Source organism: Tellurirhabdus bombi (assembly GCF_021484805.1).
Classification (GTDB): domain Bacteria; phylum Bacteroidota; class Bacteroidia; order Cytophagales; family Spirosomataceae; genus Tellurirhabdus; species Tellurirhabdus bombi.
Genome location: NZ_CP090557.1, coordinates 650,572 through 674,769, shown reverse-complemented (window position 1 = coordinate 674,769; position 24,198 = coordinate 650,572). Strand labels below are relative to the sequence as shown.

Here is a 24,198-nt window from a genome sequence, read left to right as displayed (position 1 = left end):
CGTGAAAGGCGGTTTTAATGGGTCAGAAAAGGAATTTTAGCCGGAAGAAAGGTTTTCTAAAGTAGCTTTTATGTATACCTAATTCCTGCGAATGACAACAACTACACTTCTCTACATCCACATTATCAACCATTAGACCACAAAAAAAGTGAGCCAAAAGAAGGTTCGGCTCACTCGTAACTTTTAATAACGCTTTAAACGCATCGGGTAACAAAGAGCTACCCGATGAATTAAAACTTATAGAGTCCGCTTCACTTCTTTTAGTTCGAAGCTTTCGATGGTATCTCCTTCCTGGATGTCATTCCAGTTTTTAATGCTCAGACCACATTCGTAGCCGTTACGCACTTCATTGACATCGTCTTTGAAGCGTTTGAGCGCACTGATTTCACCCGTGTGGACCACAATGAAGTCGCGGATAACCCGAACTTTGTTATTGCGTTTGATCGTCCCTTCTGTAACCATACAACCGGCAACAGTACCGATTTTGCTGATTTTGAAGACTTCGCGAACATCAATATTACCCACAATGACTTCTTCCGTTGTTGGAGCCAAGAGACCTTCCATGGCATCCTTCACTTCATTGATAGCATCGTAAATAATCGAGTACAGGCGAATCTCGATCTGTTCCTGCTCGGCCAGACGACGGGCGTTTGCCGACGGACGAACCTGGAAGCCAATCACGATGGCATCAGAAGCAGAAGCTAACAGTACGTCGGATTCGGAAATCTGACCAACCGCCTTCTGGATGATGTTCACCTGAACTTCTTCAGTAGACAGTTTCAAGAGTGAATCCGAAAGGGCTTCTACCGAACCATCCACGTCACCTTTCACAATTACGTTTAGTTCTTTAAAGCTTCCAATCGCTTTCCGGCGACCAATCTCTTCCAGCGTAATGTGCTTGCGAGTACGCAGGTTTTGTTCGCGCAGTAACTGTTCCCGTTTGTTCGCTATTTCACGAGCTTCCCGTTCTGTTTCAGTTACGTTGAAGCGATCACCTGCCTGTGGTGCACCGGGGAGACCCAGAATCTGTACCGGCGTTGACGGACCGGCGCTTTTCAAACGCTGGCCAATATCGTCGGTCATGGCACGGATACGACCAAAGTGCGCACCAACCAAGACTACATCTCCTTGTTTCAGGGTTCCACTCTGTACGAGCATGGTTGTTACGTAACCCCGACCTTTATCCAGTGAGGCTTCAATAACGGTACCAACACCGCGTTTATTTGGATTTGCTTTTAGTTCAAGCAATTCAGCTTCCAGAAGAACTTTGTCGAGTAGGTCGTTAATACCCATACCGGATTTCGATGAGATCTCCTGTGTTTGGTACTTACCGCCCCATTCTTCAACCAGCATATTCATCTGGGCAAGTTCTTCCCGAATTTTCTCGGTATTGGCTCCCGGTTTGTCCACCTTACTAAAGGCAAAGACAATCGGTACACCAGCTACCTGGGCGTGGTTGATTGCCTCCCGCGTTTGTGGCATCACGCTATCGTCAGCAGCAATCACGATGATAACAACGTCCGTAACTTTGGCACCACGGGCACGCATGGCGGTAAAGGCCTCGTGACCCGGTGTATCCAGGAACGTAATCATCCGGCCATCGTGGGTTTCTACGCTATAGGCACCGATGTGCTGCGTAATCCCCCCGGCCTCACCGGCTGCCACTTTTGTACGACGAATGTAGTCAAGCAAAGACGTTTTACCGTGGTCAACGTGACCCATGATGGTCACAATCGGCGCGCGCGGTTCCAGAGCGTCTTCCACATCGGCTTCTTCTTCCAGACCTGCTTCGATTTCGTCTTCGGCCGATACAAACTGAATATCGTAACCAAACTCATCGGCAATAACCGTAATGGCTTCTGCATCAAGGCGCTGGTTGATCGAAACGAACATACCCAGGCTCATACACGTACCAATTACTTCGTTGACCGATACATCCATCATCGATGCCAGGTCATTGGCTGATACGAACTCGGTTACTTTCAGGATTTTTGCTTCTACCTGTTCCGCTTCCAAACGTTCGCGTTCCCGCTCAGCGCGTTCGCTACGGCGATCACGACGACGGTCGGCACCCCGGTTCGCTTTACCACCGCTCATACGAGCCTGGGTGGCTTTGATGGAGTCACGTACTTCACGTTCCGTAGGCTCCTCACGACGGTCGCGGGGTCCCCGGCCTTTATTTTTGTTACCAGCTCCTGTTCCTACATTCGTGTTAGGAGCTTTATTGGCAGTGCCTTGTCCCTGGTTCTGACCTGTACCTTGACCTTGGTTTGTACCAGTTTGTGGACGATTGGGCGTATTGGCGTTATTATTATCGCGATTCCGATTGTTCGGATTAGCGTTATTATCACGGGTTCTGTTTTCCGGACCTCGGTTAACTCCACCTTGACCCTGGCGTTCTCCTTGTGGAGCACTACCCTGACCCTGAACAGGCGGTTGGCCCGCAGCAGGGACACGCATCCGTTTGCGCTTGCGCTTCTCACGGTTGTCTCGGTCGCGGCTTTCGTTAGTACCAGCACCTCCGCGTTTGTTCCGGTCAGAAGGCAGCTCAATCGTACCAAGTACTTTCAAGCCCTGCAATTTCTCACCCTGAGCCCGAATTAATTCTGGTTCAGGCTCCTGAACAGGTTCAAATGTTGGTTGCGGTGGTTGTGGTGGTTTTACTTCTTCCCGAGGCGGTTGTTGCCGGGCTTCAACCGGGCGGTTCTCGCGGGGTTGCTGAGGTTGTGCCTGCGGACGATTTTCACGTTGTCCTTGGCCCTCGTTACGACCATCACGGGGTCTTCCTTCGCGATTAGCATCACCCTGGCGCTGTCCACCTTCGTTGCGATTCTCCCGCGGTCCACCATCCCGGTTAGGACGATTGTCGCGCTGACCACCTTCCCGATTGGGGCGGTTGCCATCGCGTGGTCCACCTTCCCGATTCTGGGGTTGAGCTGGCTTGGACGGGTTTAAATCAATCTTGCCCAGAACCTTCAAACCTTGTACAACTGGACGCGAAAGTAAATCATTCGCAGAAGCAGGTTCCGCTGGCTTTTCCGCCGCCGGACTTGAACTTGGTTGTGGTTCCGGAGCTGGAGCGGGTGCTGGCGTTGGCTGCACTGCTACAGGAGGAGGAGTAGGCTTTGGCGATTCCACTGGTTTGGGAGCCGGAGTTTCAACTTTGGCAATCGGAGCTGGTTCAACAGGCTTCGGTGCTGGGGCTGGTGCCTGAACCGGAGCTGGCTCAACGGGTTTTGGCGCTGGCTCTTCCGTTTTTGCTACTGGTACAGATACAGGTGTTGGCTGAACCGGCTTAGGTGGTTCAACAGGCTTGGGAGCTGGTTGAGCAACAGGTGGCTGTGGCGCTGGCGTTGGTTTGGCAACCGGTGCAGGCGCAGGCGCAGCAACTGGCTCAGGCTTGGGCGCTGGCGCCGAAGCCTTACTCAGTAATTCGGTATTTTTATGGTCCTTTGACAAAATCTCCAGCTGATTGTAAGAGATTTTGGCATTGGGATTCATATCAACTTTAAACCCTTTGGCAGAAAGATCCTTAATAACGCTGCCGATTCCAACGTTAAGAATTTTTGCCACTTGGCTCAAGCGCATGGATTTATCTTCTGCCATACTTATGGATTAGAATATTCAATAGGCTTTTAAAAATGGTGATGTAAGATTTAGGCCATATCAACTAGTTTGTTGAAATAAATCGCGATCATACATCCTATGTTCTACTCGAATTCCTGACGTAAAATGGAAAGGATCTCCTCAATGGTATCTTCTTCCAAATCCGTCATCCGCACGAGTTCATCTTTTGAACGAGCCAACACACTTTTGGCTGTATCTAGACCGACCCGCCGGAGTTCATCAATCATCCAATCATCGATTTCGTCGTTGAATTCCGACAAAGCGATGTCCTCGTCGTCTTCCTGACCTTCTACGTCACGGAAAACGTCAATTTCCATTCCTACTAACCGGCCAGCCAGCTTGATATTCTGGCCACCTTTGCCGATCGCCAAAGAAACCTGATCTGGTTTCAGAAACACCGAAACACGTTTCGCGTCGCGGTCGATCTGCATCGAGCTAATCTTGGCTGGACTTAACGCCCGTTGTACCAATAGCTCAAAGTTTTCGGTATAGTTAATAACGTCAATATTTTCGTTGCCCAGTTCACGGACAATGCTATGTATACGAGATCCTTTCATACCCACACACGCCCCAACTGGGTCAATGCGGTCGTCATAGGATTCAACGGCTACTTTGGCACGTTCACCTGGCTCACGAACAATCTTACGGATTGAGATGAGTCCATCGTAAATCTCCGGAATCTCATTCTCGAACAGGCGCTCCAGGAAAACAGGAGAAGTACGGGACAGAACGATTTTAGGCGTACCGTTAATCATCTCTACCCGGTGTACTACTGCTTTAATGGTTTCGCCTTTGCGGTAGCGGTCTTTTGAAATTTGCTCGTTCTTCGGCAGACTTAATTCGTTTTCTTCCGAGTCATGCAGGATGACTTCGTTTTTCAGAATTTGGTAAACTTCCCCGTTGAGCAGGTCGCCAACCTGGTTTTTGTATTTCTCGTAAAGAAGTTCCTTCTCTAAATCTTTTACTTTCTGAATCAGCGTCTGACGGGCCGTTTGTACGACACGCCGTCCAAAATCTTCCAGTTTGACCAATTCAGCCACTTGCTCCCCTACTTCAAAATCCGGTTGGATTTTGTGCGCATCGGCCAGGGGTATTTTATCGAAATCCCAGATATCCTCTGAGTTATCATCAACAATCTCACGGGTACGCCACATTTCAAGGTCACCACTTTCGGCGTTAATGATAACGTCGAAGTTTTCGTCCGTGCCGAATTTTTTACGAATCATCGTCCGGAAGACATCTTCCAGAATTTTGATCATCGTCGGTCGGTCAATATTTTTCGAACGGGCAAAGTCGGAAAACGACTCAATTAATATTCCGCTATCCATAGCTTTCAATGAGTATAGAGGTTGAAGCAGTCCTGATTGGGACTCAAAGTTGTTGTATTCTGTTCAACTTCAGACTTCAATCAATTACTTAAATGACACTTGTATTGTGGTTTTTTTAATATCTGTAAACGGTATTTCAACCGGACCACTGGCGGGTGGATCTTTTTTCTTCGGTTTCTTTACGGGCGTTTCCGTGATGAGGATGCGTTCGTCATTCGCGTCTTCCAGTGTTCCTTTGCGGATTTGCCCGTCGTTTAACAGAACAGTTACTTCGCGTCCAATGTTTTTCCGGTACTGCCGCAGCAGCGTTAACGGTTCACCTATTCCCGGTGAGGAAACTTCCCACACGAAAGCGGCACCGTCAAACAAATCTAATTCTTCCAGTTGACTTCCCAGCCGACGACTTATTTCAGTGCACTCATCAATGGTGATTCCGGTATCGCTATCCAGCAAAACGGTTATTTTCGAGCGGCTACGAGAAGGAGATACCTGTATATCAACGATAAAAAACTGATCTTCGTTCAGATAGGGTTGAAGTAACTCGGTTACTTTGGCTTTAACATCCATACCGTATAGTAACAAAAAAGGGGAATAACTTCCCCCTTTCCCAAGCAACAACTATTTGTTGGTAAGTTGCGCAAAGATAGGAGGTTTTTCGTTGTTTTCCAATTAGATGCTTAAAGGGAGTACTTTTTTTTAATAATCGGTAACGAAAGACGGTAAGCACGTTAGGCTTCGTACCTTTGCCGGCGAAACCATCTCACTGATGCCTTCTGGCGGTTCGGCAAAGAACTTCATCTGCTGCGTTTTTTATGAAAGTTGTATTCTGGTTGGTAGCCTCCGTAGCGCGCTTTATTGGTTCGATTCTCTGGTCGCTGAATATTCTGCTGTTTCTCTATACACTGCTGGTTTATTACTTGTGCTATTACCTGCCGCTCGAACACTGGTCGGCCAGTATGCTGATGATTTCCCTACCGATAGCTTGGGGAATGAATGTGCTGTTTCTCGTATTCTGGCTAGTCACCAAGCGACCCGCCCGAAGCGTTCTGCCCCTGGTTACGCTGCTCTTCGGGATTCCCTTCTGGCCCCGTACTTTGGGTATTAACAGTGCCTCGCAGCCGTTGGCAGCCCAGAACACGCTGCGCGTGATGAGCTACAATGTTATGAGTTTCAATGAGTATGAGAACAAACACGATGATAAGCCTGATGCAAAAACGCCCATGCAGGATTGGGTAATTCAGGAACCATCCGATGTGAAATGCTTTCAGGAGTTTTTCAACCATAAGAACATACCCAGCTGGGACATCATTCAGCGATTGGAAAAAGCGGGCTATCCGCATCGGGTGCTGCTTCATGCGCCAGAAAATCAGCGGGAAGATGGCTTCATTGGTGTTGCTCTTTTTTCCCGCTATCCCATTGTCAAGCACGGCGAACTTAGCTTTGAAGGCGAAAACAACGGCTTCAATGGCCTCGTCTGGGCCGATATTGTGGCGCATACCGACACCGTGCGGGTGTTCAGTGTACACATGGAGTCGATGGGTATTCGGGTAGGAAAACTGCTGAAGAAAAAAGATGCGACAGTTGTCCGGGCAGAAACCAAAGGAATCCTTCGCAAGCTACGAGACGGGTTTATTCTCAGACGCGATCAAATTCATATTCTGGAAAATTTCGTGCGTGAAAGTCCGTATCCCGTTATTGTAGGCGGCGATTTTAACGATACACCCTACAGCGTTACCTATGGCCGTTTGCGGCAGCTGCTTCACAATGCATTTGAGGACGCCGGTAGGGGCTTTGGCTTCTCGTACCATAAGCCGCCGGGTTTTATTCGCATCGACAATCAGTTTTATGATGACAGCAGCCTGAAAGCAATTAATTATACCACCGTCGATAGTGTCAAATATTCAGATCATTACCCGATTGTGGCCGAATATGTTTTAAATCAAGACCAGCCATAAAACGCTCTTTGGCAAATACAAATCCGTCAGGGATGGGCATCAACCCAGACTTCGCCATCCTCAAAAACCTCTTTCTTCCAGATGGGCACTTCCTTTTTCAGCGTGTCGATGATGTAGCGGGCTGCGTCAAAAGCGTCGGCGCGATGCGGCGTTGAGACACCCACCAGAACCGCCATGTCGCCAATCTGGAGATTGCCTTTGCGGTGGATTACGGCGTAGCGTTGAACATTCCATTGCTGACAGGCCTGGTCAACAATCTCCTGCATTTTCCGAATCGCCATGGCGTCGTACGATTCGTATTCGAGGCGCTCAACGGCGCGTTTCTGCGTATTATTCCGTACTGTTCCGAAGAAAAAAACAACCGCCCCAGCCTCGTCCGCAGCAACGTGCTGATAAGCTGAGTTCATGTCAATTGGATCAGTGATAATGGTAACCATAGATTAAATGGGGTGGCGAATACGGCATGTTAAAGTAACTATCCTCCACTAACGGGAGGAATCAGGGCGATTTCGTCTTTTGGCGTAATTTTCGTGTTTAACTCGGCATACTCACCGTTGACGGCGACCAGCAGGGACCGCAATCCGCTCAGGGCAGGATAGCGTTCTCTGAGGGTGTCTAGCAGGTCACCAATCTCGCCCGATGGCGGAATGGCAGTTGCCAGGGAAGATGTGCCTACAATCTCGCGGGTGATGCCAAACAGAAGCACCGATACTGTTTTGCTCATGCTCAAAGATACTGCGTGAAAAATGGAATTAGTAATTGAGTGAACATAGTTTTTCCGTGAATCACTAACTTGCAAACGGATCAAAGCGCACAATTTTTAGTAGTGACTGTTAAGCCGCTCATTTTTATAACACAAACGCTGATTCAAAGTTTGCCTAAGCGGGCTAACTGCCCTTAATTTTCTGGTCTGCTAGAACGTTGCGGTAAACGAATAATCAGCACAAGTCTGTTAAAAGTGGCTTAACAGAAAGAAATATTTAAAGACCAATATGAATGAAATGCAGTTTTCTGAGTTTTTTCACGATGTCATGATTACCGTTCATGCCAACATCCGCGATTTGCGGGAAAAACAAGCTTTTGCCGATCCGGAAGAGCAGAGCTACCTTGAGGGGCGGCTGTTTAGCTACCAGGAAATACTGGAAATTTTCCGCATGTCGGCTAAAGAAACTGGAATTGAACCCAAGAAATTGGGACTTTGAATCACACTTAACCATAACCTTTTCTTTATTCATGAAACGAATTATCATCTCTGCTGCCCTGATTGGGCTATTGGCCGCTTGTAATCAAAGCCAGAAGCAGGAGGAATCTTCCACAACGTCAGACACAACCATGACCAACACAACAAGCAGCAATTTGCCGGATCAGGCGAAGTTTCAGAAAGAACTGGATGGTAAGAAAACCGATTTGTACACGTTAAAAAATGACAAAGGCGTACAGGTTGCTATTACTAACTACGGTGGGCGGATTGTGAGCCTGATTGTGCCGGATAAAGACGGCCAGTCTGTGGACGTAAATCTGGGTTATAACAGTGTAGACGAATATCTGTCTAATAGTGAGGACTTTTTTGGCTCCCTGATCGGGCGTTACGGCAACCGGATTGCCAAAGGCAAATTTACGCTTGATGGGAAAGAATACACGCTGCCGGTTAACAACGGGCCAAACTCTTTGCACGGTGGCAAAAAAGGCTTTAACACCAAAGTCTGGGACGCCAAGCAGATTGATCCTAAAACGGTTGAATTGACGTATGTGTCGAAAGACGGTGAGGAAGGCTATCCGGGTACACTAACGACCAAAGTGGTTTACACCCTGACTGATGACAACGCCATCAAGATTGATTACGAAGCAACTACGGATAAAAGTACGGTTGTTAATTTAACCAATCACTCGTATTTCAACCTGAATGGCGAAGGCTCTGGCCCAATCGCTGATCACCTGTTGACGATCAATGCGGACCGCTATACGCCCGTTGATGAAACCTTAATCCCAACCGGAGAGTTGGCGCCTGTCGAAAATACACCCTTTGATTTTCGCAAGCCAACCGCCATTGGAACACGCGCCGACGCTGACCATCCGCAGATTAAAGCGGGCGGGGGTTACGACCACAATTTCGTCCTGAATGGTGGCCAAACAACGGCTCCGCGCAAAATTGCGACGGTAGAAAGTCCTAAAACAGGCATTGTTATGGAGGTGTTGACAACGGAGCCGGGCGTTCAGTTTTACGGTGGTAACTTCCTGAATGGCAAGAATAAAGGAAAAATAGGTCAGGCTTACGAAAAACGAAACGCTTTCTGTCTGGAAACGCAGCACTTCCCGGATTCACCGAATCAGGCAAGCTTCCCATCTACGGTGTTAAAGCCGGGACAGACGTACAAAACAACAACCATTTACCAGTTCTCAACCAAGAAATAAATAGGACAGGAGGGAGGGTTCGCCTTTCCTCCTGAACCCTCCTTTTACTCAATGCAGCAAAAAAGAAAGTTTATTCAGGCAGCAGCTTGTCTGGTTGTATGGCTTGTCTTGGCAGTGCCGGCAATGGCGCAGCAATGGACAACGAAGAAGGCAAATAAATGGTATAAAAAGCAAGCCTGGCTGGTTGGAGCTAATTATACCCCAGCCAATGCCATCAATCAGTTGGAGATGTGGCAGGCGGAAAGTTTTGACCCGCAAACAATTGAGAAAGAATTAGGCTGGGCAAAAGGCCTGGGCATGAACACCATGCGGATTTTCCTGCACGATCTGGCCTGGAAGCAAGACCCCGAAGGGTTCAAAAAGCGGTTGGATCAATTTCTGGGTATTTGTCAAAAACAGGGCATCCGACCTATGCTGGTTTTATTTGATTCCTGCTGGGATCCGAAGCCTAAAATTGGCAAGCAGCGGGAGCCGCAACCGGGCCGTCATAATTCAGGTTGGGTGCAAAGCCCCGGTGCAGAAATACTGGCCGATCACAGCCAGTGGAATTACCTGCGCGATTATGTAAAAGATGTGGTTAGTTCTTTCCGCAACGACAAGCGAATTTTAGCTTGGGACATCGTTAATGAACCCGACAACGACAACGCCAATAGCTACGGGAAGAACGGAGAACTAAAGACAGAGCTACCCAATAAAGGAGAATTAGGCGCACAGCTGGTAAAAGAAGCGTTCGGATGGGCGCGCGAAGCCAAACCGTCTCAGCCCATTACGTCAGCTCCCTGGTATGGCGACTGGAAATCGGTGGATCAGATGAACGAAATGAATCGTTTTCTTTTCACTAATTCTGACATTATTACTTTCCACAATTACGGGCCAATTGAAGATTTCAAAACGCGCATGGGCCAGCTCACCACTTTTGATCGACCTATAATCTGTACGGAGTACATGGCACGTCCGACGGGAAGTACGTTTCAGGCAGTGTTGCCCGCCGCAAAAAGTGCAAAAGTGGGTATGATGAACTGGGGATTTGTCGCGGGCAAAACCAATACCATTTACCCTTGGGATTCGTGGCAGAAAACCTACACGGCAGAGCCGCCTTTGTGGTTTCACGATATTTTCCGCGAGGATGGGCAACCTTACAAGCCGGAGGAGGTTTCTACCATCCGGCAGTTAACCGGCGTAAAATGAAAAAGCGGGGCTGCTGTAACAGCCCCGCTTTTTCATTTATGAACGGGAGGATTAATTCTCACGCAAATTGTCTTCGGCCTTTTTCAGTTTGCGCTCTGTTTTATTTAGCGCTTTATCCGTCCCTTCTTTCACATCATTCTTTGATTTCCGGGCTTCTTTTTTTAACTCCTGTCCGGCTTCGCTGGCTTTGTCGCCCGCTTTGTCAAGTCCTCTTTCCACGTCTTTTTTAGACTTACGAGCTTCTTTTTTCAGCTCCTGTCCGGCTTCGCGGGCGTCATCGCCAACGCGGTCGGCGGCGCGGTCTGTTTTGCGGGCAGCCTTGCGGGCTTCACGGCCTATTTTGTCACCGGCTGCGTCTGCAGTTTGGCCAGCCTGACGAGCGGTTTCTTTAGCTTCTTGTTTTACGTCCTGCGCGTATGCTGCAACGGTAAAGGCGGCCATAAAGGCGGCCAGGATGAATTTTTTCATGACTGTTATCTCAGTTGGTATAATTTCAGATTAATGACGTCTATCCTATAACCAAGTCACAGTAAAAATGTTAAAACCACCCCCGAAAAAGGATTTTTGTACCTTATAAAGTCGTAGAAACGAGTTCGTACGTCCCTAACAGATAGTCAATTATAGCCGTTGCATGGTTCTTGCCTTCCAGTGGATACAACTGAACATTAGTAGCTCCGCGCTTCTTCATGGCGTCATACGCGTTCTGCGAATTAAAGTAAAGCACCAGGTCATCGGCATTTCCATGATACAGACGAATTGGGGTTTTAGGCTTCCAGTCGTATACATTATTGTCCGCAATGGCGTCCAGAAAGGCTTTGTCCGTTCCGTTCGTAATGGCCTGTTTAAAGCTATCCGTAAAAGTCTGGTGAAGACTAACATTGATGTTTGCTAGCTCTTTCTGGGCCGCGATCTGGGTAGCGTACGGTTCTTTGAAGTAATCCGTCATGGGGCGATTGAGCTTATAGATATTGTTATAAGTCAGTAATACCCAAAGATAAAGTTGATTGTACGCTGCGATACCACTGGATGGCGTATTGATAATGCGTGTAAGAAAGCCGGATTTGTCGTAAGCTCCCGAACCAAGGCTGGCACCGGCAATAGTAAACTCGTTGGGATGTTCTTCCTCCAGTTTTTTCAAGAGCGACATGGCAGCAAAACCGCCCTCTGAGTAGCCGGTTAAGAACACTTTGTTGTTCCATTTAACGCCATTCTGCGCCACAAATTCACGGGCGGCCCGGAGCATGTCCAAAGAAGCACTTGCCAGGCTTTCCCGGTGTTCGTAGGGATGCGGTTGGGATTTTGCTTCGCCATAACCGATGTAATCAGGACACGAAATGATATAGCCTAATGAGGCGAACAAAGAGCCAAAAGAATAGGCATCGCTGCCAGGACCAAAATTCGACGGCGCATCGGCCTCACTGCGAATGGTGGCGTGCTGCTGGCTAATCATAGGCACCGGACTAGTCGCATTCGGCACCAAAAGGGCGCCCGAGGCCAGCGTAGGCGTGCCATCAGGAAGCTGCGTGTTGTACGTTATTTTGTAGACCTTTACCTCATTGCGTACCAGAAAGGCCAGACCAGGATTAATCGCCTGTACCTGAGTGGCTAGCTGTTTAAGCGTAAGTGAACGAATTTCGGTGGCACTAACTAAATATTTATTCTCGATAGGATCAGGATCTTTAGAGCAACTGCTTGTCATAAAACCCGTTGCAACTGTTGTCGTAGACACCAGCAATGACAGCAGAAAATCTTTACGGTTAATAAACATAGGATTTTACAACGATTGAGATGGAATAAATGGCAAGAAAAAGGCGCACCAGTCAAATCAATTGGACTGTATACGCCTAGTTTAATAACAATACGTTGCAAGGGTTAGTTCTAGTATATTTTTGTACTTATTTGGTAAAAGAACTAACCCTCATAGTATTAGAGCTTTTCGTCAAACAGCTTCAGGATTCGTTTGTATTCATCCATCCAGCTGGTTGGTTCCACAAAACCGTGGTCTTCCATGGGGTAAGAGGCCAGTTCCCAGTTTTCTTTGCGAAGCTCAATGAGTCGCTGGGACAACCGAACAACATCCTGATAATGCACATTGACATCAATCATGCCGTGGCAAATCAACAGGTGACCTTTCAGGCCCGCCGCGTGGTAAATGGGCGAGCTGCGGCGATAAGCCAGGGAGTCCGTCTGCGGATCGTTCAGAATATTAAACGTGTAAGGATGGTTGTAAGCTGCCCAGTCGGTAACGGGCCGTAAAGCCGCCCCCGCCGCAAATACATCGGGCGCAGTGAACATGGCCATCAACGTAATGAACCCGCCGTAAGAACCTCCGTAAAGGCCTACGCGCTTGGCGTCAATTCCGTGGTTTTTGACCAGCCACTGCACAGCATCAACGTGGTCGGTAAGGTCTTTGTCGCCCATGTAGCGGTAGATACCCGTTCGCCAGTCGCGGCCATAGCCCGCACTCGCCCGGTAATCAATATCCAGAACGGTATAGCCTTTGTCTACCAGTAGGTTATGGAACATGTATTCCCGGAAATACTGGCTCCACCATTTGTGCGCATTTTGCAGATAACCCGCTCCGTGGACAAAAATGACCGTTTTGCCGTTAAAATTCTGGGGTTTGTAAAGCCGTCCGTAGATGGTTTGTCCATCGCGGGCAGGAATAGTGACGACCGCCGGATCGCGCCAGGGGTACGCTTTGAATTCATCGGTTAGTGAACTGGTAAGTTGGCTCAGTCCCGCCACGGCAGGAAGCTGGGTCGATAAAGACGTTGATACACTGACTAAACCACCGGGCGTTGGTGCGACAAGGCCGCCTTTTTTGTCGAACTTCAGTTCCTGTAAGAAAAGCTCCCAGGGACGGTTGCTGTAGGAATAACGAATGGCCAGCTTGGTCTCGTCGGGAGAAAGGTACACATCATTGGCACCGGTCAGGGAAGTTAGGCGAAGGCGATCACCACCCGTAACGGCCATGCGGTAAAAATGCTGTTCGCCGGGGTGTACTTCGTTGGTAGACAGGTAAAAATATTTCTTGTCCTTGGATATTTCAACTTGTTGAACTTCAAACTTTCCTTTGGTCAGTTGCTTTTTCTCTCCGCTGGCGACGTTGACCGTATACAGGTGTGAATACCCATCAGCTTCCGACTGAAAGTATAGGGTTTGGTTATCCGCCAGAAAGCCCATGGTTCCCACCGATTGGGCAAAGCCCATGCCGGGGCCGCCAATCCAGGCTTCATCGTGCTGGCGGTCGAGGAGCTTTAACGCGCTGGTTGCGGGATCGAGCTGCATAATCCACCGGTCTTTGCTATCCAGGGAGCGCAGCACCACCACCGCATATCTGCTGTCCTGCGACCAGACCGGACCGCTGTAAATCACCTTCCGATTCTCCGGCTTTTTTGCTTTTGCCGTGTCTTTTGCGTTTGGCTTTGCGTAATCTTTCAGGTATTCCGGTAAGGTAGGGATGCCGGGAACGTCTTTTACAGATACCGCCTGAATGGTATCGCGCTGAATATCATACACGAAAAATTCGTAAGAAGCTCCGGGCGCACCCGCTTTTGTCCGGGCGGGAAGGTCTTCCGTAAAGCCCGATTCCGTAACGTAACTAGGAACGGCGGTCGATTTTGCTCCTGTTGCTGCTTTGGTTAGCGTGAAGGTAACATAGCGGCCATCCGGGCTGAGAACAGCGTTTGAAACAGACTTGCCTTCCGTGTAAAATAGTTTAGGACGCCTAGGCTGATCGGCTTTTCTAATTTTAGCACCTTCATCTTTTTTGTCTTTTCGCTCTTTCAGAATATCAAACATCGCCAACTGATCGCGTTTTAGCCAGGCTTCCTGATCGTTGGGTTTGGCTTCGGTTTTTTTGTTGCCTAGGTCAAATTGAGTAATCTGGGTTACTTCGCCCGTTGCCAGCGAAAACGAGAAAAGGTTGTTGCTTCGGGTAAAAATTATGGATTGCTGATCGCCGCTAAAAGCCGGACGGCTTTCATTTTCGACCGTATTGGTGAGGCGGCGGCTTTTGTAAGTCCGGCAGTCGAGCAGAAAAATGTCGCCGTTCAGTTCGTATAATTTAAGCGTTTTGGTTGGGTTGTAAGTACCAGTTCCGGGCAGGACACGCCGCTCGGTGGGCGCTACTTTAACGGGTTTCCGGTCGCTCGCTAGAACCACTTTGTATAAAGAATCGCCCTTTGCTTTGGTGGGATTCCAGTCAAAATAAATCGTTTTGGAATCTTCAGACCAGGAAACACCCGACGGTGAGGTGCCAATCCAGCCCTTGGGATCCTGCATAATTTTCTCGACGGTAAGCACAGGTTTATTCTGGCTGGAAGTTGATGGCGCCTGAGCGACAGCGCCAAGAGCAATTAACCAGCTTAGTCCAACTAAAACTTGTTTCATTGATAAGGATTGTTGATGTACATTCTGAACCCTTAAATTTAGATAGAAAACCGAAAAAATATAGTTAATTCCGCGCAGAAAGGGCTAGATTGGCAACCCTTTTGGTTTATATTCATATTTATGCAATACGTAGTTCACGCTTACGATTTCACAGATGAACAGGCCTACGACCGTCGTCTGGCTGCGCGTCCTGCGCATTTTGAGCGCGCTCGCCAACTAAAAGCAGATGGGCACTTTATTTTGGGTGGTGCTTTACTGGATGAAACCGGTAAAATGATCGGCTCCATGATGCTGGTTGAGTTTGATTCCGAAGAAAATTTAAATAACTGGTTACAAAGTGACCCTTACGTAGTCGGAAAGGTCTGGGATCGTATTGATGTCAAACCATTCCGCAAGGCCGACGTTTAATGAAGAGGCAGTGAGGAATTCACTGAAAACGCTACTAATTTATGCCAATACAAGCTGCATTATTCGATATGGACGGCCTATTGGTCGATTCTGAGCCACACTGGCGGCATGTAGAAATAGAAGTTTTTCGAACGGTTGGCCTGGAACTAACGGAGGATATGTGCAAACAGACAACGGGCCTGCCTATTGACGCCGTGGTGCGTTACTGGTTCGAGCGCCATCCCTGGACAGCGCGCCCCCCCGAAGAAGTAGGCGAAGAAATTCACCTGAAGGCCTATGAGCGCATTGGACAACATGCCAAGGCCATGCCCGGAGTTCCGGCCATTCTGGATTTATTCCGTGAACATACTATTTTGATGGCTGTGGCTTCGGCTTCGCCCATGCACCTGATCGAGGCGGTACTGGATCGGCTTGACATTCGATCTTATTTCCAGTTATGGCATTCGGCAACGCTGGAGAAACGCAACAAACCGCATCCGGATGTATATCTGGGAACAGCGCGCCAACTGGGGATAGAACCGCAAAACTGTTTAGCCTTTGAAGATTCGGGCAGCGGACTCAAATCGGCTCACGCGGCAGGAATGGTGACGGTGGCCGTTCCGGCAGATTATGAGTTTAATGAGCCAAAATTTGATATTGCTGATTATAAAATTGCATCTTTGCTGGATTTCAAAAAAGAAAACCTAACCCGACTGTTCATTAACTGACCTTGATCTGCTGCAAGTATGGCACTTCGTTTGTATCAATTAGATGCTTTTACTGACCGATTGTTTGGAGGAAATCCGGCTGCTGTCTGTCCGCTGGAAGAGTGGCTGCCTGACGAAACCATGCAAAACATTGCCTGTGAGAATAATCTGCCCGAAACGGCATTTTATGTAAAGACCGAAAATGGCTACCATATTCGTTGGTTTACGCCTGAAGTAGAGGTTGATCTTTGCGGACACGCCACATTAGCCACGGCGTATGTTATTTTTTTCCTGGAAAAAGCCACGGATGAAGAGAGTATTGATCTCGATTCGCGAAGCGGTATTTTGCGGGTTCGGCGGGAGGCCGATTGGCTGATACTGGATTTTCCGGCTGATAGCATTCACACCAGTGTACAACCCCCGGCGCTTAGTACAAGTCTGAATATTAAACCAATAGAATTGTACAAAGGAAAGTCTGATTACTTACTTGTTTACGAAAATCAGCAGCAAATCCTTGATCTCGATCCTGATTTGGCTGAGTTATCGACGGTACCAGCTAGAGGGGTCATCGTAACGGCCCCCGGCGATGATGTTGATTTTGTGTCGCGTTTCTTTGCTCCTCAATCAGGAGTTAACGAAGATCCGGTGACAGGTTCCGCCCATACCACATTGACTCCTTTCTGGGCCGAGCGTCTGGGGAAAAACGAGTTGATTGCGAAGCAGGTTTCCAAACGAGGAGGCTACCTCAAATGCTCGCTGAAAGAAGATCGGGTGGAGATCGCCGGGCAGGTGCGTTTGTACATGACTGGAGAAATAGAAGTTTAAAAAATTAATAGTAGATAAAAAGCCCCGAAACAAATACGTTTGGGGCTTTTTTTTGGGTATACTTTTGCCGATGGAAACGCATGAACGAAAACTATTTTGAATAAGTCTAAACAAGGTTTATCTTTGTAGCCTCAATAAATAATATAGGATGAACCTGGTTGTAGAAAAAGAATTTGACCTAACACCATTTAGCGAGGCTGGAAAAGTATTCGGCGACAATCCTTTCATGAGTGAATCGTGCTGCGTTCTGAAAAAATGCTGCGAGAAATACAAGAAAAAAGGCAAGCACTGCAAAAGCTGCCCTAAAAAGTAAGCAATAACGCATGGCCATCCGCTATGAGTTGATAGAAGGGGAGTTGCCTGACTCGCTGGAAGCCTCTTTGCTCGATCTGCACGAATTGGTTTTTTCAGGCCAGAGCCGCGCCGACGTCCAGGCGGAAACTCACGAGCAGTATTCCCGCAATTTACTGACCTGCGTTGCTTTAGACGGAGAGCAAGTAGTTGGTTATAAAATGGGTTACCTGCGTAAGAAAGGCCATTTCTACAGTTGGCTGGGTTGCGTCAACCCGAACTACCGTCGGCAGGGTATTGCCGAAAATCTGATGCGGCAGCAACATGACTGGTGCCGTCAGAAAGCTTTCCAGACTATTCGTACCCAAACGCGCAACCAATGGCGCGACATGCTTATTCTGAACCTGCGGCATGGCTTTAACATCATTGGAACGCTAACCAATGCCGATGGTGTTATCGTGATAGTTCTCGAAAAGCCGCTTTAATGCATCTGTACCTTCACATTCCTTTTTGTAAACAAGCCTGTCATTATTGTGATTTCCACTTCAGTACAAGTCTGAAACAGAAACCAGTACTCGTCGATGCTTTATGTAAAGAACTTACTTTGCAGAAGGATTACTTGGGTACTAACCAACTGGAAACGATTTACTTCGGTGGTGGTACGCCTTCGCTCTTGACGGAAAAGGAATTGGCCCAGATTTTTGAAACGATTCACCGCTTTTTCTCGGTAAAGGCCGGGGCCGAAATAACGTTGGAGGCTAATCCGGACGATTTGCAGCCAAGTCAGTTATCAATGCTGCGGCAGTACGTCAACCGGCTGAGTATCGGCATCCAGTCATTTCATGAGCCCCATCTTCGTTTTATGAACCGGGCGCATTCGGCTACTGAGGCTGAATCTTGCGTGCGGTTGGCCCAGGATGCTGGATTTGATAACCTAACCATTGACTTGATTTACGGCGTTCCGGCTCCTGATCACGACATTTGGCAGCGTAACCTCGAAAAAGCAATTCAACTGAATATCCCGCATATTTCATCCTACTGCCTGACCATCGAGCCGGATACGGCTTTTGGGCGCTGGCAGCAGAAAGGGCGCTTGCAGGTTCCCGAGGATTCCTTTGCCGCCGAAGAGTTTACCATGCTGGTCGATGCCTTGACCACGAACGGGTATGAGCATTACGAAATTTCCAATTTTGCAAAACCAGGCTGGGAAGCGCGGCACAACAGCAGTTATTGGAAAAGAAGATCTTACCTGGGCATCGGTCCCAGTGCGCATTCTTACAATGGATCGAGTCGGCAATACAACATCGCCAACAACGCTCGCTATCTTCGGGCGCTTGACCAAGGCGAGTTACCTTGTGATCGGGAAATACTGACCGTTGCCGATCAGGTAAATGAATACTTGCTGACGGGTTTGCGTACAAAATGGGGGTGTCAGGTTGCGGAGTTGAATCAGTTGTTAAATGCCGATTTTGCGCAGCAGCAACAAAAGGAAATTGCGAGTCTCCAGCAAAAAGGATGGCTTATGTTGAAGGATAATCAATTGCTGTTAACCACAGCTGGAAAACTGTTTGCCGACCGGGTGGCCGCTGAATTATTTATTGAGGAGTAAAAGGCCTTTTTGATTCGTCTGTTAGTTAATACTCCCGATTTTTAGCCATTTTCGTGTCGTGAATTAATTACCCATGAGTCAGAATCGTCCTGCCAATACGTTTCGTAATACCTCGCAGCCATCGTCAGCTAATCGGACTTACCAGTCGGGTCAGCCAATTATGAAAAGCAGTAAAACGGGTCGTTGGGAGCATTTTTTACTCAGCCAACCTACCTTTGCGCGTTTTTACTGGGGCTTTCTAAAACTGTTTTTCTACGCCTTTTTAATCTCTATTGGCTGGGTTGTCGTGCTTAAATACGTACCCGTCTGGTTTACTCCCCTCGTCATTAGCCGAAAAATTGAGGCCATTAGCGATGGCAAACCCAGCAAGATTTACAAAGAATGGCGGTCTTACGATAAACTTTCCAAAGAAGTAGCGTTGGCAGTTGTGTCTTCCGAAGATCAGAATTTTCCAAGCCATTGGGGTTTTGACTTTGACGAAATACAGGATGCCATAAAGGACAGCAAAAAGCGAAAGCGCCCGCGCGGTGCCAGTACCATTTCGCAGCAGGTAGCTAAAAATGTGTTTTTGTGGAATGGCCGTAGTTACGTACGGAAAGGGCTGGAGGTTTATTTCACGGTCCTGATTGAGTTAATTTGGGGGAAAGAGCGCATTCTGGAAGTTTACTTAAATGTGGCCGAAATGGGCAACATGACTTTCGGGGCGGAGGCTGCTGCAACGCGTTTTTATGGCCACTCGGCGGCTACTCTTTCGCGGACGGAAGCGGCCCGGATAGCGTCGGTTTTGCCGAATCCACGGTTGTTTTCCATTCAGAATCCTTCGGCGTACACACAAAAGCGTACTCGGCAAATTACCCGCCAGATGCGTTATTTGGGCGGAAAAAGCTATATTGAAAAGCTGTAATAAATTAAGACGGCGGAAAATGCACTCTTTAATTTGTCCAATTATAAACTAGCTAAAAACTAAATAATAGCAGTAAATTTATATGATTTAGGTATATTTACTTACGATTTGGAGCACTATTGATTTGCCGTAACTATATCCTATGCGTTTTACTACTATACTCAACGACTCCACAGCGTTGAAGCGAAAGCTTTACGTTGCTTTAATTGATGATGACGAAGATGACCGCCAGTTTCTTGCCAAGGCATTTCAGAACATTGGTAGCCAGCATGAGTTTGTCGAATTTGAAGATGGCGAACAGTTTTTAGACAGCCTGAAACAGGAAAGTCAGTTGCGCGACGTTGCCAAAAATTGTAGCCTTATTATTCTGGATGTGAACATGCATCGGATCGGCGGCTTTGAGGTACTCCAGATCGTTAAGAGCAATTCTGCATTAAAGCATATTCCAGTTATCATGCTGTCGACTTCCATTGAAGGCGATCAGGTACAGAAGGCTTATAAAAAAGGAGCCAATAGTTACTTGCAGAAGCCGCATCTGATGGACGATTATAACCACCTTGCCGTTAGTATTCAAACGTGTTTTCTACAAGTTCCCTGCGTATAAAGTAACGGGTTAAGATAGTTCGGTAAAAGGGTCCCAGAAAAAGCGGTCAAAATCCTGCACCTGGTCGTTGTTTACCGCAATGCCTTCTTGTTCAAGCAGCTCCTGCATGGCGGTCGAGCTACCGAAAAAATGCTTTCCTGACAAAACGCCAATTCGGTTGACAACGCGGTGAGCAGGAACATCGTGTCCGTGGGAAGAGTTCATCGCCCAGCCGACCATGCGAGCGCCCGCGCGCAGACTTAGATACCGGGCGATGGCCCCGTAAGTTGTTACGCGGCCGGCCGGAATCAACCGGACAACCGCGTAAACATCCTCAAAATAATCGCGTTTTTGGGCCAAAAGATTACTTCTCTTCGATTTCGCGCTCCAGTTGCTTATACCAATCATCACCGAAAGCCCGGATTAAAGGATCTTTCAGGAATTTATACACAGGTACACCCAGATTCTTCCCTAAATCGCAGGCAGGGCTGCAAATGTGCCAGCGGTCGTAATTCAGGGCGTGGTAGTGTTCGTATTTGGTAATTCGAATGGGATAAAGATGGCAGGAGATTGGTTTTTTGAAATCAACCACGCCGTCGTTGTAAGCTTGTTCGATACCGCATTTCAAAACGCCCCGCTCATCGTAGAGCGCATAGGCGCACTCCCGACCCTCAATGGTTGGCGTTACGTAATCGCCTTCCCAATCCTGTTCGTAGCAGCCTTTCTCCTCAATAGCCTTGATTCCCTCAGGGGTCAGATAAGGCTTTATCTTCGGGAAAATCTCGTCTAAGACGGGTAATTCTGATGCTTCCAGCGGAGCGCCTAAATCTCCCTCCACACAACAGGCTCCCTTGCATTTTTCCAGATTGCAGACAAAAAACTTGTCTGCTACATCATCACTAATTACGGTATCCTCAATGAGAATCATTGCTATTTAATGATCTTAATTCGTTGACCTTCTTTAACTCCTATATCCGACAATTCGTTCCATCCCCGAATCTGATCCACCGTAACGCCGTATTGCTTCGAAATACGGAACATGGTTTCGCCTTTCTGAACGGTGTGGTAGAGAATATCTTCCCCAATGCTGGTGCGGCTAGGGGTAGTTTTCGCCGGCGTCGAAACCGTTTTGGTAGCTACCGGAGCTACCTCAACCGGCTCACCAGCGCCTTTGATGGATAGTTTCTGTCCAACCGACAGTTTATCATCCGGCGTTAAATTATTCCAGGCCAGTACTTCCTCAACGGTTACGTTGTAAAGCCGCGAGATACTGTAATACGTCTGACCCGCTTCCACGGTATGCTTTGTGGTACCCGAAACAGAGGGGCGACTTGTGACCGTGGGCTTAGTTGTTGGTGTTGATGCATTGCCAGCGTTAGCAGAAGCGGTTGAAGTCGAGCTTACACTGGGTCGGGTGATGGGCGCGCTGCTGGTGCCTGTGGGCGTAGCGGTCGTTTCCCAGCCCGAAGCAACGCTGGTTGATTGCGTTTTAGTTGGTGTCGTCGTGCGGTTGGCATACGTAGTAGGCGGGCTGGCTACAGGCTGCTCAACAGGAGTCGGTTCTGTAGTGGATGCTTGCTCACCGGACGGACGAATAATCACTACCCGTTGCGTATTGGCGCCGCTGCTGGTTGTACTTGTACTTACCGGAGACGTCGTAGATCGGTTAACTGGTCCGCTGCTAGCCAGAGTTTCGTTGGGTTTGGGTGCGGTAGGCCGAGCTACGGGGGCCGGTGGCGTGGAGCGGGTTGGTTGAGGCTGGGGAGCTGGTGCTGTACTGGTTGAAGCTCCATCCATCAATTTAGGGGTGTATTTTTTTCGCTCAGAAGCGTTTTTTGGAATCGTGTTATTTGCCGTGCGATTAGGCGTTTCAGGAACGCCTCCCCAGTCATTTTGAGCGACCACCGGGCGCGTTGGCTGATTGGCCGGTGTCGGAGCGTTAATGATTTCGACGGGCCGGTTACGAGGCCGTTTTTCGCGCAGCCACATCACCCGACCAACTTGCAGCCGTTCGGAGCGATCAATGCGGTTAAATTTAAGCAGGCGTTTCAGGCGAAGTCCGTACATCTGCGAGATGGTAAAGCTGGTTTCCCCCGTGCGAACGGTGTGGTAGGGAACGGTAGCTTTACGCATTTTCTTGGCGAGGTAATAAACTTCACCTTCCGTAATCCGACCGCGCTCTGCCATGTCATTGTACCGCAGAAAGCTGCTCAGACTAATTTTGGATTTACGCGCCAGCGAAGCGGCATTGTCGCCCCGTTGAGCCTGAATACCCGGTAAACCGTTAATCTCATAAAGGACTACATTGGATTTTCCGGCGGGATAAGCCACTTTTTGCAGAACCGGAAAACCCGTTTCGTTTTTGGCCAGAATAGGGGCTTCTTTTTTAAACTCGGTTAGCTCGTCGCGTTGCTGTGGCTGCGATTTTTGACGTACGCCCGCAAGTTGAGCGTTCGTTGTCGGAATGGCCAGCACATATTCTTTATCCGTTGGAATCTGATCGCCTAGAATCCAGCGGTTGTATTTGCGAATTTCGTATTCATCAACACCCAATTCACCTGAAATCTGCGCTACTGTTTTGCCGTTTCCGTTTGGATATTCAACCAGAGCAATGGTATTTGTTGAGCGGTAGGCGGGTAAAGTGCCATCCAGCGCGATTTTATGAGCGAAGAAGCGAAGCATGTACCGATCCGAACGCTCGTCGAGTGTAATCTCTTTGGCAGCGTTCCAGTCGGCCGGGACGATCTTGCTGATGCCGGTAGCACCCAGATAGTATGAAAAAAGCGACGAAACCCAGTTGTTGTAAATGGCGTTGCTGCGCTTGAGATAACGGGCCGCTCCCCGCGTGGAAGCCACAATGCTCTTGCGCTCGTCTACCTCATCGTCGACGCGCATATCAAGCCCGGTGGCGGTTTCTTTTTTAAACTGCCAGTAGCCAACGGCGGTCGAAGCAGATACGGCATCCGGTGTTAATGAGCTTTCCTGAACCGCTAGGTATTTAAAGTCAGTTGGGATTTCTTCGGCCAGAAGCGCCGCTTCAATCACCGGGAAATACAGCACAACCCGGTCGAGTTTCGCTTCCCAGTAGCGTTTATTGGATAAAATCAGCGCGTTAATGTCTTGCTGGATGATGCGTTTGGCACCGTTGTCAAACCGAACCGTCATATCGGCAAATTGAACCTGATCCGGGACTTGCGGTGTCGTTTGGGCAGTAGCCTGCTGGAAGGTTAAGGTAGTTACGAACGATAAAAAAATCGCTAAAAATAGGTTTTTCATACAGCGTTACTGTTTGTAAATCATCATCAATCCATCACGTACGGGCAACAACACGTTTTCTGCGCGGGAATCCTGCTGCACCTTCTGGTTAAAATCCAGAACCGCCTGCGTGTCCTTGTCAATAGCACGGGAAGCCGGACGCCCGGCGGGCACCACTTTCCCACTCCACAGCACATTATCAGCCAAAATGATGCCACCTGACCGCACTTTATCGAACACTAAATCGTAATAAAGGCTGTAATTTTTCTTGTCAGCATCAATGAACACTATGTCAAAAACGTCATTTAGGGTCGGAATAATATCCGGCGCGTTGCCAAGTCGGAAATCTATTTTTGAGGTATAAGGCGTCTGGTTCCAGTAGGAGCGGGCAAAACTTTCCAGTTCTTCGTTGTTATCGACTGTAATCAGCAGGCCATCGTCGGTCAATCCTTCGGCCAGGCAAAGGGCGGAATAACCCGTATAAGTGCCGATTTCCAGAATGCGACGCGGACGCATCATTCTGGAAATCATGGACAAAAAACGCCCCTGCAACTGTCCGGACAACATGCGGGGGCGCATAACGTATGCGTGTGTATTGCGATTAAGTCGTTGCAGAACATCACTTTCGCCCGTTGTGTGGGCTTCAGCGTACTCCTCAAGGTCAGCGGATAAAAAATGCATGCTGGACGCGGTGGTTTTGCTTTTTACAAAGAAAGCAGAATTATCCCAAAA

General features: G+C 48.4%; 23 protein-coding genes. 11 read left to right on the top strand and 12 right to left on the bottom strand.

Going from position 1 to position 24,198, the window contains the following annotated elements:
* Window positions 1-237: 237 nt before the first annotated feature.
* The 3 genes from infB to L0Y31_RS03055 form a co-directional block, all read right to left on the bottom strand.
* On the bottom strand, window positions 238-3,606 hold the full coding sequence (gene infB, locus L0Y31_RS03065; RefSeq protein ID WP_234735668.1) for a translation initiation factor IF-2: 3,369 nt from the start codon (window positions 3,604-3,606) through the stop codon (window positions 238-240).
* A 104-nt stretch (window positions 3,607-3,710) separates the two neighbouring features.
* Window positions 3,711-4,955 carry a transcription termination factor NusA gene (gene nusA, locus L0Y31_RS03060; RefSeq protein ID WP_234735667.1) on the bottom strand — a complete coding sequence of 415 codons (1,245 nt, stop codon included), beginning with the start codon at window positions 4,953-4,955 and terminating at the stop codon, window positions 3,711-3,713.
* Window positions 4,956-5,039: 84 nt separating this feature from the next.
* Window positions 5,040-5,522, bottom strand: coding sequence for a ribosome maturation factor RimP (locus L0Y31_RS03055; protein ID WP_234735666.1), 483 nt, complete (start codon window positions 5,520-5,522; stop codon window positions 5,040-5,042).
* Between the two features lie 245 nt (window positions 5,523-5,767).
* Here L0Y31_RS03055 and L0Y31_RS03050 point away from each other — a divergent pair, with 245 nt between their 5' ends.
* Window positions 5,768-6,910 (top strand): endonuclease/exonuclease/phosphatase family protein, encoded by a 1,143-nt coding sequence (locus L0Y31_RS03050; protein ID WP_234735665.1) that lies wholly within the window; start codon window positions 5,768-5,770, stop codon window positions 6,908-6,910.
* 26 nt (window positions 6,911-6,936) lie between these two features.
* On the opposite strand, the gene L0Y31_RS03045 is transcribed toward L0Y31_RS03050, so the two are convergent.
* Together L0Y31_RS03045 and L0Y31_RS03040 are read right to left on the bottom strand one after the other, a co-directional pair.
* Window positions 6,937-7,347, bottom strand: coding sequence for a molybdenum cofactor biosynthesis protein MoaE (locus L0Y31_RS03045; protein ID WP_234735664.1), 411 nt, complete (start codon window positions 7,345-7,347; stop codon window positions 6,937-6,939).
* A 38-nt stretch (window positions 7,348-7,385) separates the two neighbouring features.
* Window positions 7,386-7,634 (bottom strand): MoaD/ThiS family protein, encoded by a 249-nt coding sequence (locus L0Y31_RS03040; RefSeq protein WP_234735663.1) that lies wholly within the window; start codon window positions 7,632-7,634, stop codon window positions 7,386-7,388.
* A 277-nt stretch (window positions 7,635-7,911) separates the two neighbouring features.
* Between L0Y31_RS03040 and L0Y31_RS03035 the strand changes: the two genes are divergently transcribed.
* The 3 genes from L0Y31_RS03035 to L0Y31_RS03025 are packed head-to-tail and all read left to right on the top strand — an operon-like array spanning window position 7,912 to window position 10,510.
* Complete coding sequence (locus L0Y31_RS03035; protein ID WP_234735662.1) at window positions 7,912-8,112, top strand: hypothetical protein; 201 nt, start codon at window positions 7,912-7,914, stop codon at window positions 8,110-8,112.
* Between the two features lie 31 nt (window positions 8,113-8,143).
* A complete protein-coding gene (locus L0Y31_RS03030; protein WP_234735661.1) occupies window positions 8,144-9,322 on the top strand; it encodes an aldose epimerase family protein in 1,179 nt (392 codons plus the stop codon).
* 51 nt (window positions 9,323-9,373) lie between these two features.
* Window positions 9,374-10,510, top strand: a complete 1,137-nt coding sequence (locus L0Y31_RS03025; RefSeq protein WP_234735660.1) for an endo-1,4-beta-xylanase — start codon at window positions 9,374-9,376, stop codon at window positions 10,508-10,510.
* A 51-nt stretch (window positions 10,511-10,561) separates the two neighbouring features.
* Here L0Y31_RS03025 and L0Y31_RS03020 read toward each other — a convergent pair whose 3' ends face one another.
* The 3 genes from L0Y31_RS03020 to L0Y31_RS03010 form a co-directional block, all read right to left on the bottom strand.
* A complete protein-coding gene (locus L0Y31_RS03020) occupies window positions 10,562-10,978 on the bottom strand; it encodes a hypothetical protein (RefSeq protein WP_234735659.1) in 417 nt (138 codons plus the stop codon).
* A 103-nt stretch (window positions 10,979-11,081) separates the two neighbouring features.
* Window positions 11,082-12,278 (bottom strand): alpha/beta hydrolase family protein, encoded by a 1,197-nt coding sequence (locus tag L0Y31_RS03015; protein ID WP_234735658.1) that lies wholly within the window; start codon window positions 12,276-12,278, stop codon window positions 11,082-11,084.
* A 158-nt stretch (window positions 12,279-12,436) separates the two neighbouring features.
* Entirely contained in the window at window positions 12,437-14,905 is a 2,469-nt protein-coding gene (locus tag L0Y31_RS03010; protein ID WP_234735657.1) for a S9 family peptidase, read from the bottom strand.
* 120 nt (window positions 14,906-15,025) lie between these two features.
* On the opposite strand from L0Y31_RS03010, the gene L0Y31_RS03005 reads away from it, so the two are divergent.
* The 7 genes from L0Y31_RS03005 to L0Y31_RS02975 all read left to right on the top strand — a co-directional run bounded on the left by L0Y31_RS03005 (window position 15,026) and on the right by L0Y31_RS02975 (window position 20,232).
* Window positions 15,026-15,313: a YciI family protein gene (locus L0Y31_RS03005; RefSeq protein ID WP_234735656.1), complete on the top strand. Its 288-nt coding sequence runs from the start codon at window positions 15,026-15,028 to the stop codon at window positions 15,311-15,313.
* 41 nt (window positions 15,314-15,354) lie between these two features.
* Window positions 15,355-16,020, top strand: coding sequence for a hexitol phosphatase HxpB (hxpB, locus tag L0Y31_RS03000; protein WP_234735655.1), 666 nt, complete (start codon window positions 15,355-15,357; stop codon window positions 16,018-16,020).
* Between the two features lie 18 nt (window positions 16,021-16,038).
* The gene (locus L0Y31_RS02995) at window positions 16,039-16,824 is read left to right on the top strand and encodes a PhzF family phenazine biosynthesis protein (RefSeq protein WP_234735654.1); all 786 of its coding nucleotides are present in this window, start codon (window positions 16,039-16,041) and stop codon (window positions 16,822-16,824) included.
* Between the two features lie 323 nt (window positions 16,825-17,147).
* Complete coding sequence (locus tag L0Y31_RS02990) at window positions 17,148-17,600, top strand: GNAT family N-acetyltransferase (RefSeq protein WP_234735653.1); 453 nt, start codon at window positions 17,148-17,150, stop codon at window positions 17,598-17,600.
* Complete coding sequence (gene hemW, locus L0Y31_RS02985) at window positions 17,600-18,724, top strand: radical SAM family heme chaperone HemW (protein ID WP_234735652.1); 1,125 nt, start codon at window positions 17,600-17,602, stop codon at window positions 18,722-18,724. The genes L0Y31_RS02990 and hemW overlap by 1 nt, the downstream gene beginning before the upstream one ends.
* 73 nt (window positions 18,725-18,797) lie before the next feature.
* On the top strand, window positions 18,798-19,628 hold the full coding sequence (gene mtgA, locus L0Y31_RS02980; RefSeq protein WP_234735651.1) for a monofunctional biosynthetic peptidoglycan transglycosylase: 831 nt from the start codon (window positions 18,798-18,800) through the stop codon (window positions 19,626-19,628).
* Between the two features lie 142 nt (window positions 19,629-19,770).
* Window positions 19,771-20,232 carry a response regulator gene (locus L0Y31_RS02975; RefSeq protein WP_234735650.1) on the top strand — a complete coding sequence of 154 codons (462 nt, stop codon included), beginning with the start codon at window positions 19,771-19,773 and terminating at the stop codon, window positions 20,230-20,232.
* 9 nt (window positions 20,233-20,241) lie between these two features.
* On the opposite strand, the gene L0Y31_RS02970 is transcribed toward L0Y31_RS02975, so the two are convergent.
* Genes L0Y31_RS02970 through L0Y31_RS02955 form a run of 4 tightly spaced genes read right to left on the bottom strand, consistent with a single transcriptional unit; the run spans window position 20,242 to window position 24,147 of the window.
* On the bottom strand, window positions 20,242-20,571 hold the full coding sequence (locus L0Y31_RS02970) for an MGMT family protein (protein ID WP_407084056.1): 330 nt from the start codon (window positions 20,569-20,571) through the stop codon (window positions 20,242-20,244).
* 4 nt (window positions 20,572-20,575) lie between these two features.
* Window positions 20,576-21,139 (bottom strand): DUF3109 family protein, encoded by a 564-nt coding sequence (locus L0Y31_RS02965; RefSeq protein ID WP_234735648.1) that lies wholly within the window; start codon window positions 21,137-21,139, stop codon window positions 20,576-20,578.
* 2 nt (window positions 21,140-21,141) lie between these two features.
* A complete protein-coding gene (locus tag L0Y31_RS02960; RefSeq protein ID WP_234735647.1) occupies window positions 21,142-23,487 on the bottom strand; it encodes a LysM peptidoglycan-binding domain-containing protein in 2,346 nt (781 codons plus the stop codon).
* 6 nt (window positions 23,488-23,493) lie between these two features.
* Window positions 23,494-24,147 (bottom strand): O-methyltransferase, encoded by a 654-nt coding sequence (locus tag L0Y31_RS02955; RefSeq protein ID WP_234735646.1) that lies wholly within the window; start codon window positions 24,145-24,147, stop codon window positions 23,494-23,496.
* Between the last annotated feature and the right edge of the window lie 51 nt (window positions 24,148-24,198).

Excerpts from the sequence above, each read along its gene's own strand:
- infB (WP_234735668.1), bottom strand. The coding sequence starts at position 3,606 with ATGGCAGAAGATAAATCCATGCGCTTGAGCCAAGTGGCAAAAATTCTT.
- nusA (WP_234735667.1), bottom strand. The coding sequence starts at position 4,955 with ATGGATAGCGGAATATTAATTGAGTCGTTTTCCGACTTTGCCCGTTCG.
- L0Y31_RS03055 (WP_234735666.1), bottom strand. The coding sequence starts at position 5,522 with ATGGATGTTAAAGCCAAAGTAACCGAGTTACTTCAACCCTATCTGAAC.
- L0Y31_RS03050 (WP_234735665.1), top strand. The coding sequence starts at position 5,768 with ATGAAAGTTGTATTCTGGTTGGTAGCCTCCGTAGCGCGCTTTATTGGT.
- L0Y31_RS03045 (WP_234735664.1), bottom strand. The coding sequence starts at position 7,347 with ATGGTTACCATTATCACTGATCCAATTGACATGAACTCAGCTTATCAG.
- L0Y31_RS03040 (WP_234735663.1), bottom strand. The coding sequence starts at position 7,634 with ATGAGCAAAACAGTATCGGTGCTTCTGTTTGGCATCACCCGCGAGATT.
- L0Y31_RS03035 (WP_234735662.1), top strand. The coding sequence starts at position 7,912 with ATGCAGTTTTCTGAGTTTTTTCACGATGTCATGATTACCGTTCATGCC.
- L0Y31_RS03030 (WP_234735661.1), top strand. The coding sequence starts at position 8,144 with ATGAAACGAATTATCATCTCTGCTGCCCTGATTGGGCTATTGGCCGCT.
- L0Y31_RS03025 (WP_234735660.1), top strand. The coding sequence starts at position 9,374 with ATGCAGCAAAAAAGAAAGTTTATTCAGGCAGCAGCTTGTCTGGTTGTA.
- L0Y31_RS03020 (WP_234735659.1), bottom strand. The coding sequence starts at position 10,978 with ATGAAAAAATTCATCCTGGCCGCCTTTATGGCCGCCTTTACCGTTGCA.
- L0Y31_RS03015 (WP_234735658.1), bottom strand. The coding sequence starts at position 12,278 with ATGTTTATTAACCGTAAAGATTTTCTGCTGTCATTGCTGGTGTCTACG.
- L0Y31_RS03010 (WP_234735657.1), bottom strand. The coding sequence starts at position 14,905 with ATGAAACAAGTTTTAGTTGGACTAAGCTGGTTAATTGCTCTTGGCGCT.
- L0Y31_RS03005 (WP_234735656.1), top strand. The coding sequence starts at position 15,026 with ATGCAATACGTAGTTCACGCTTACGATTTCACAGATGAACAGGCCTAC.
- hxpB (WP_234735655.1), top strand. The coding sequence starts at position 15,355 with ATGCCAATACAAGCTGCATTATTCGATATGGACGGCCTATTGGTCGAT.
- L0Y31_RS02995 (WP_234735654.1), top strand. The coding sequence starts at position 16,039 with ATGGCACTTCGTTTGTATCAATTAGATGCTTTTACTGACCGATTGTTT.
- L0Y31_RS02990 (WP_234735653.1), top strand. The coding sequence starts at position 17,148 with ATGGCCATCCGCTATGAGTTGATAGAAGGGGAGTTGCCTGACTCGCTG.
- hemW (WP_234735652.1), top strand. The coding sequence starts at position 17,600 with ATGCATCTGTACCTTCACATTCCTTTTTGTAAACAAGCCTGTCATTAT.
- mtgA (WP_234735651.1), top strand. The coding sequence starts at position 18,798 with ATGAGTCAGAATCGTCCTGCCAATACGTTTCGTAATACCTCGCAGCCA.
- L0Y31_RS02975 (WP_234735650.1), top strand. The coding sequence starts at position 19,771 with ATGCGTTTTACTACTATACTCAACGACTCCACAGCGTTGAAGCGAAAG.
- L0Y31_RS02965 (WP_234735648.1), bottom strand. The coding sequence starts at position 21,139 with ATGATTCTCATTGAGGATACCGTAATTAGTGATGATGTAGCAGACAAG.
- L0Y31_RS02960 (WP_234735647.1), bottom strand. The coding sequence starts at position 23,487 with ATGAAAAACCTATTTTTAGCGATTTTTTTATCGTTCGTAACTACCTTA.
- L0Y31_RS02955 (WP_234735646.1), bottom strand. The coding sequence starts at position 24,147 with ATGCATTTTTTATCCGCTGACCTTGAGGAGTACGCTGAAGCCCACACA.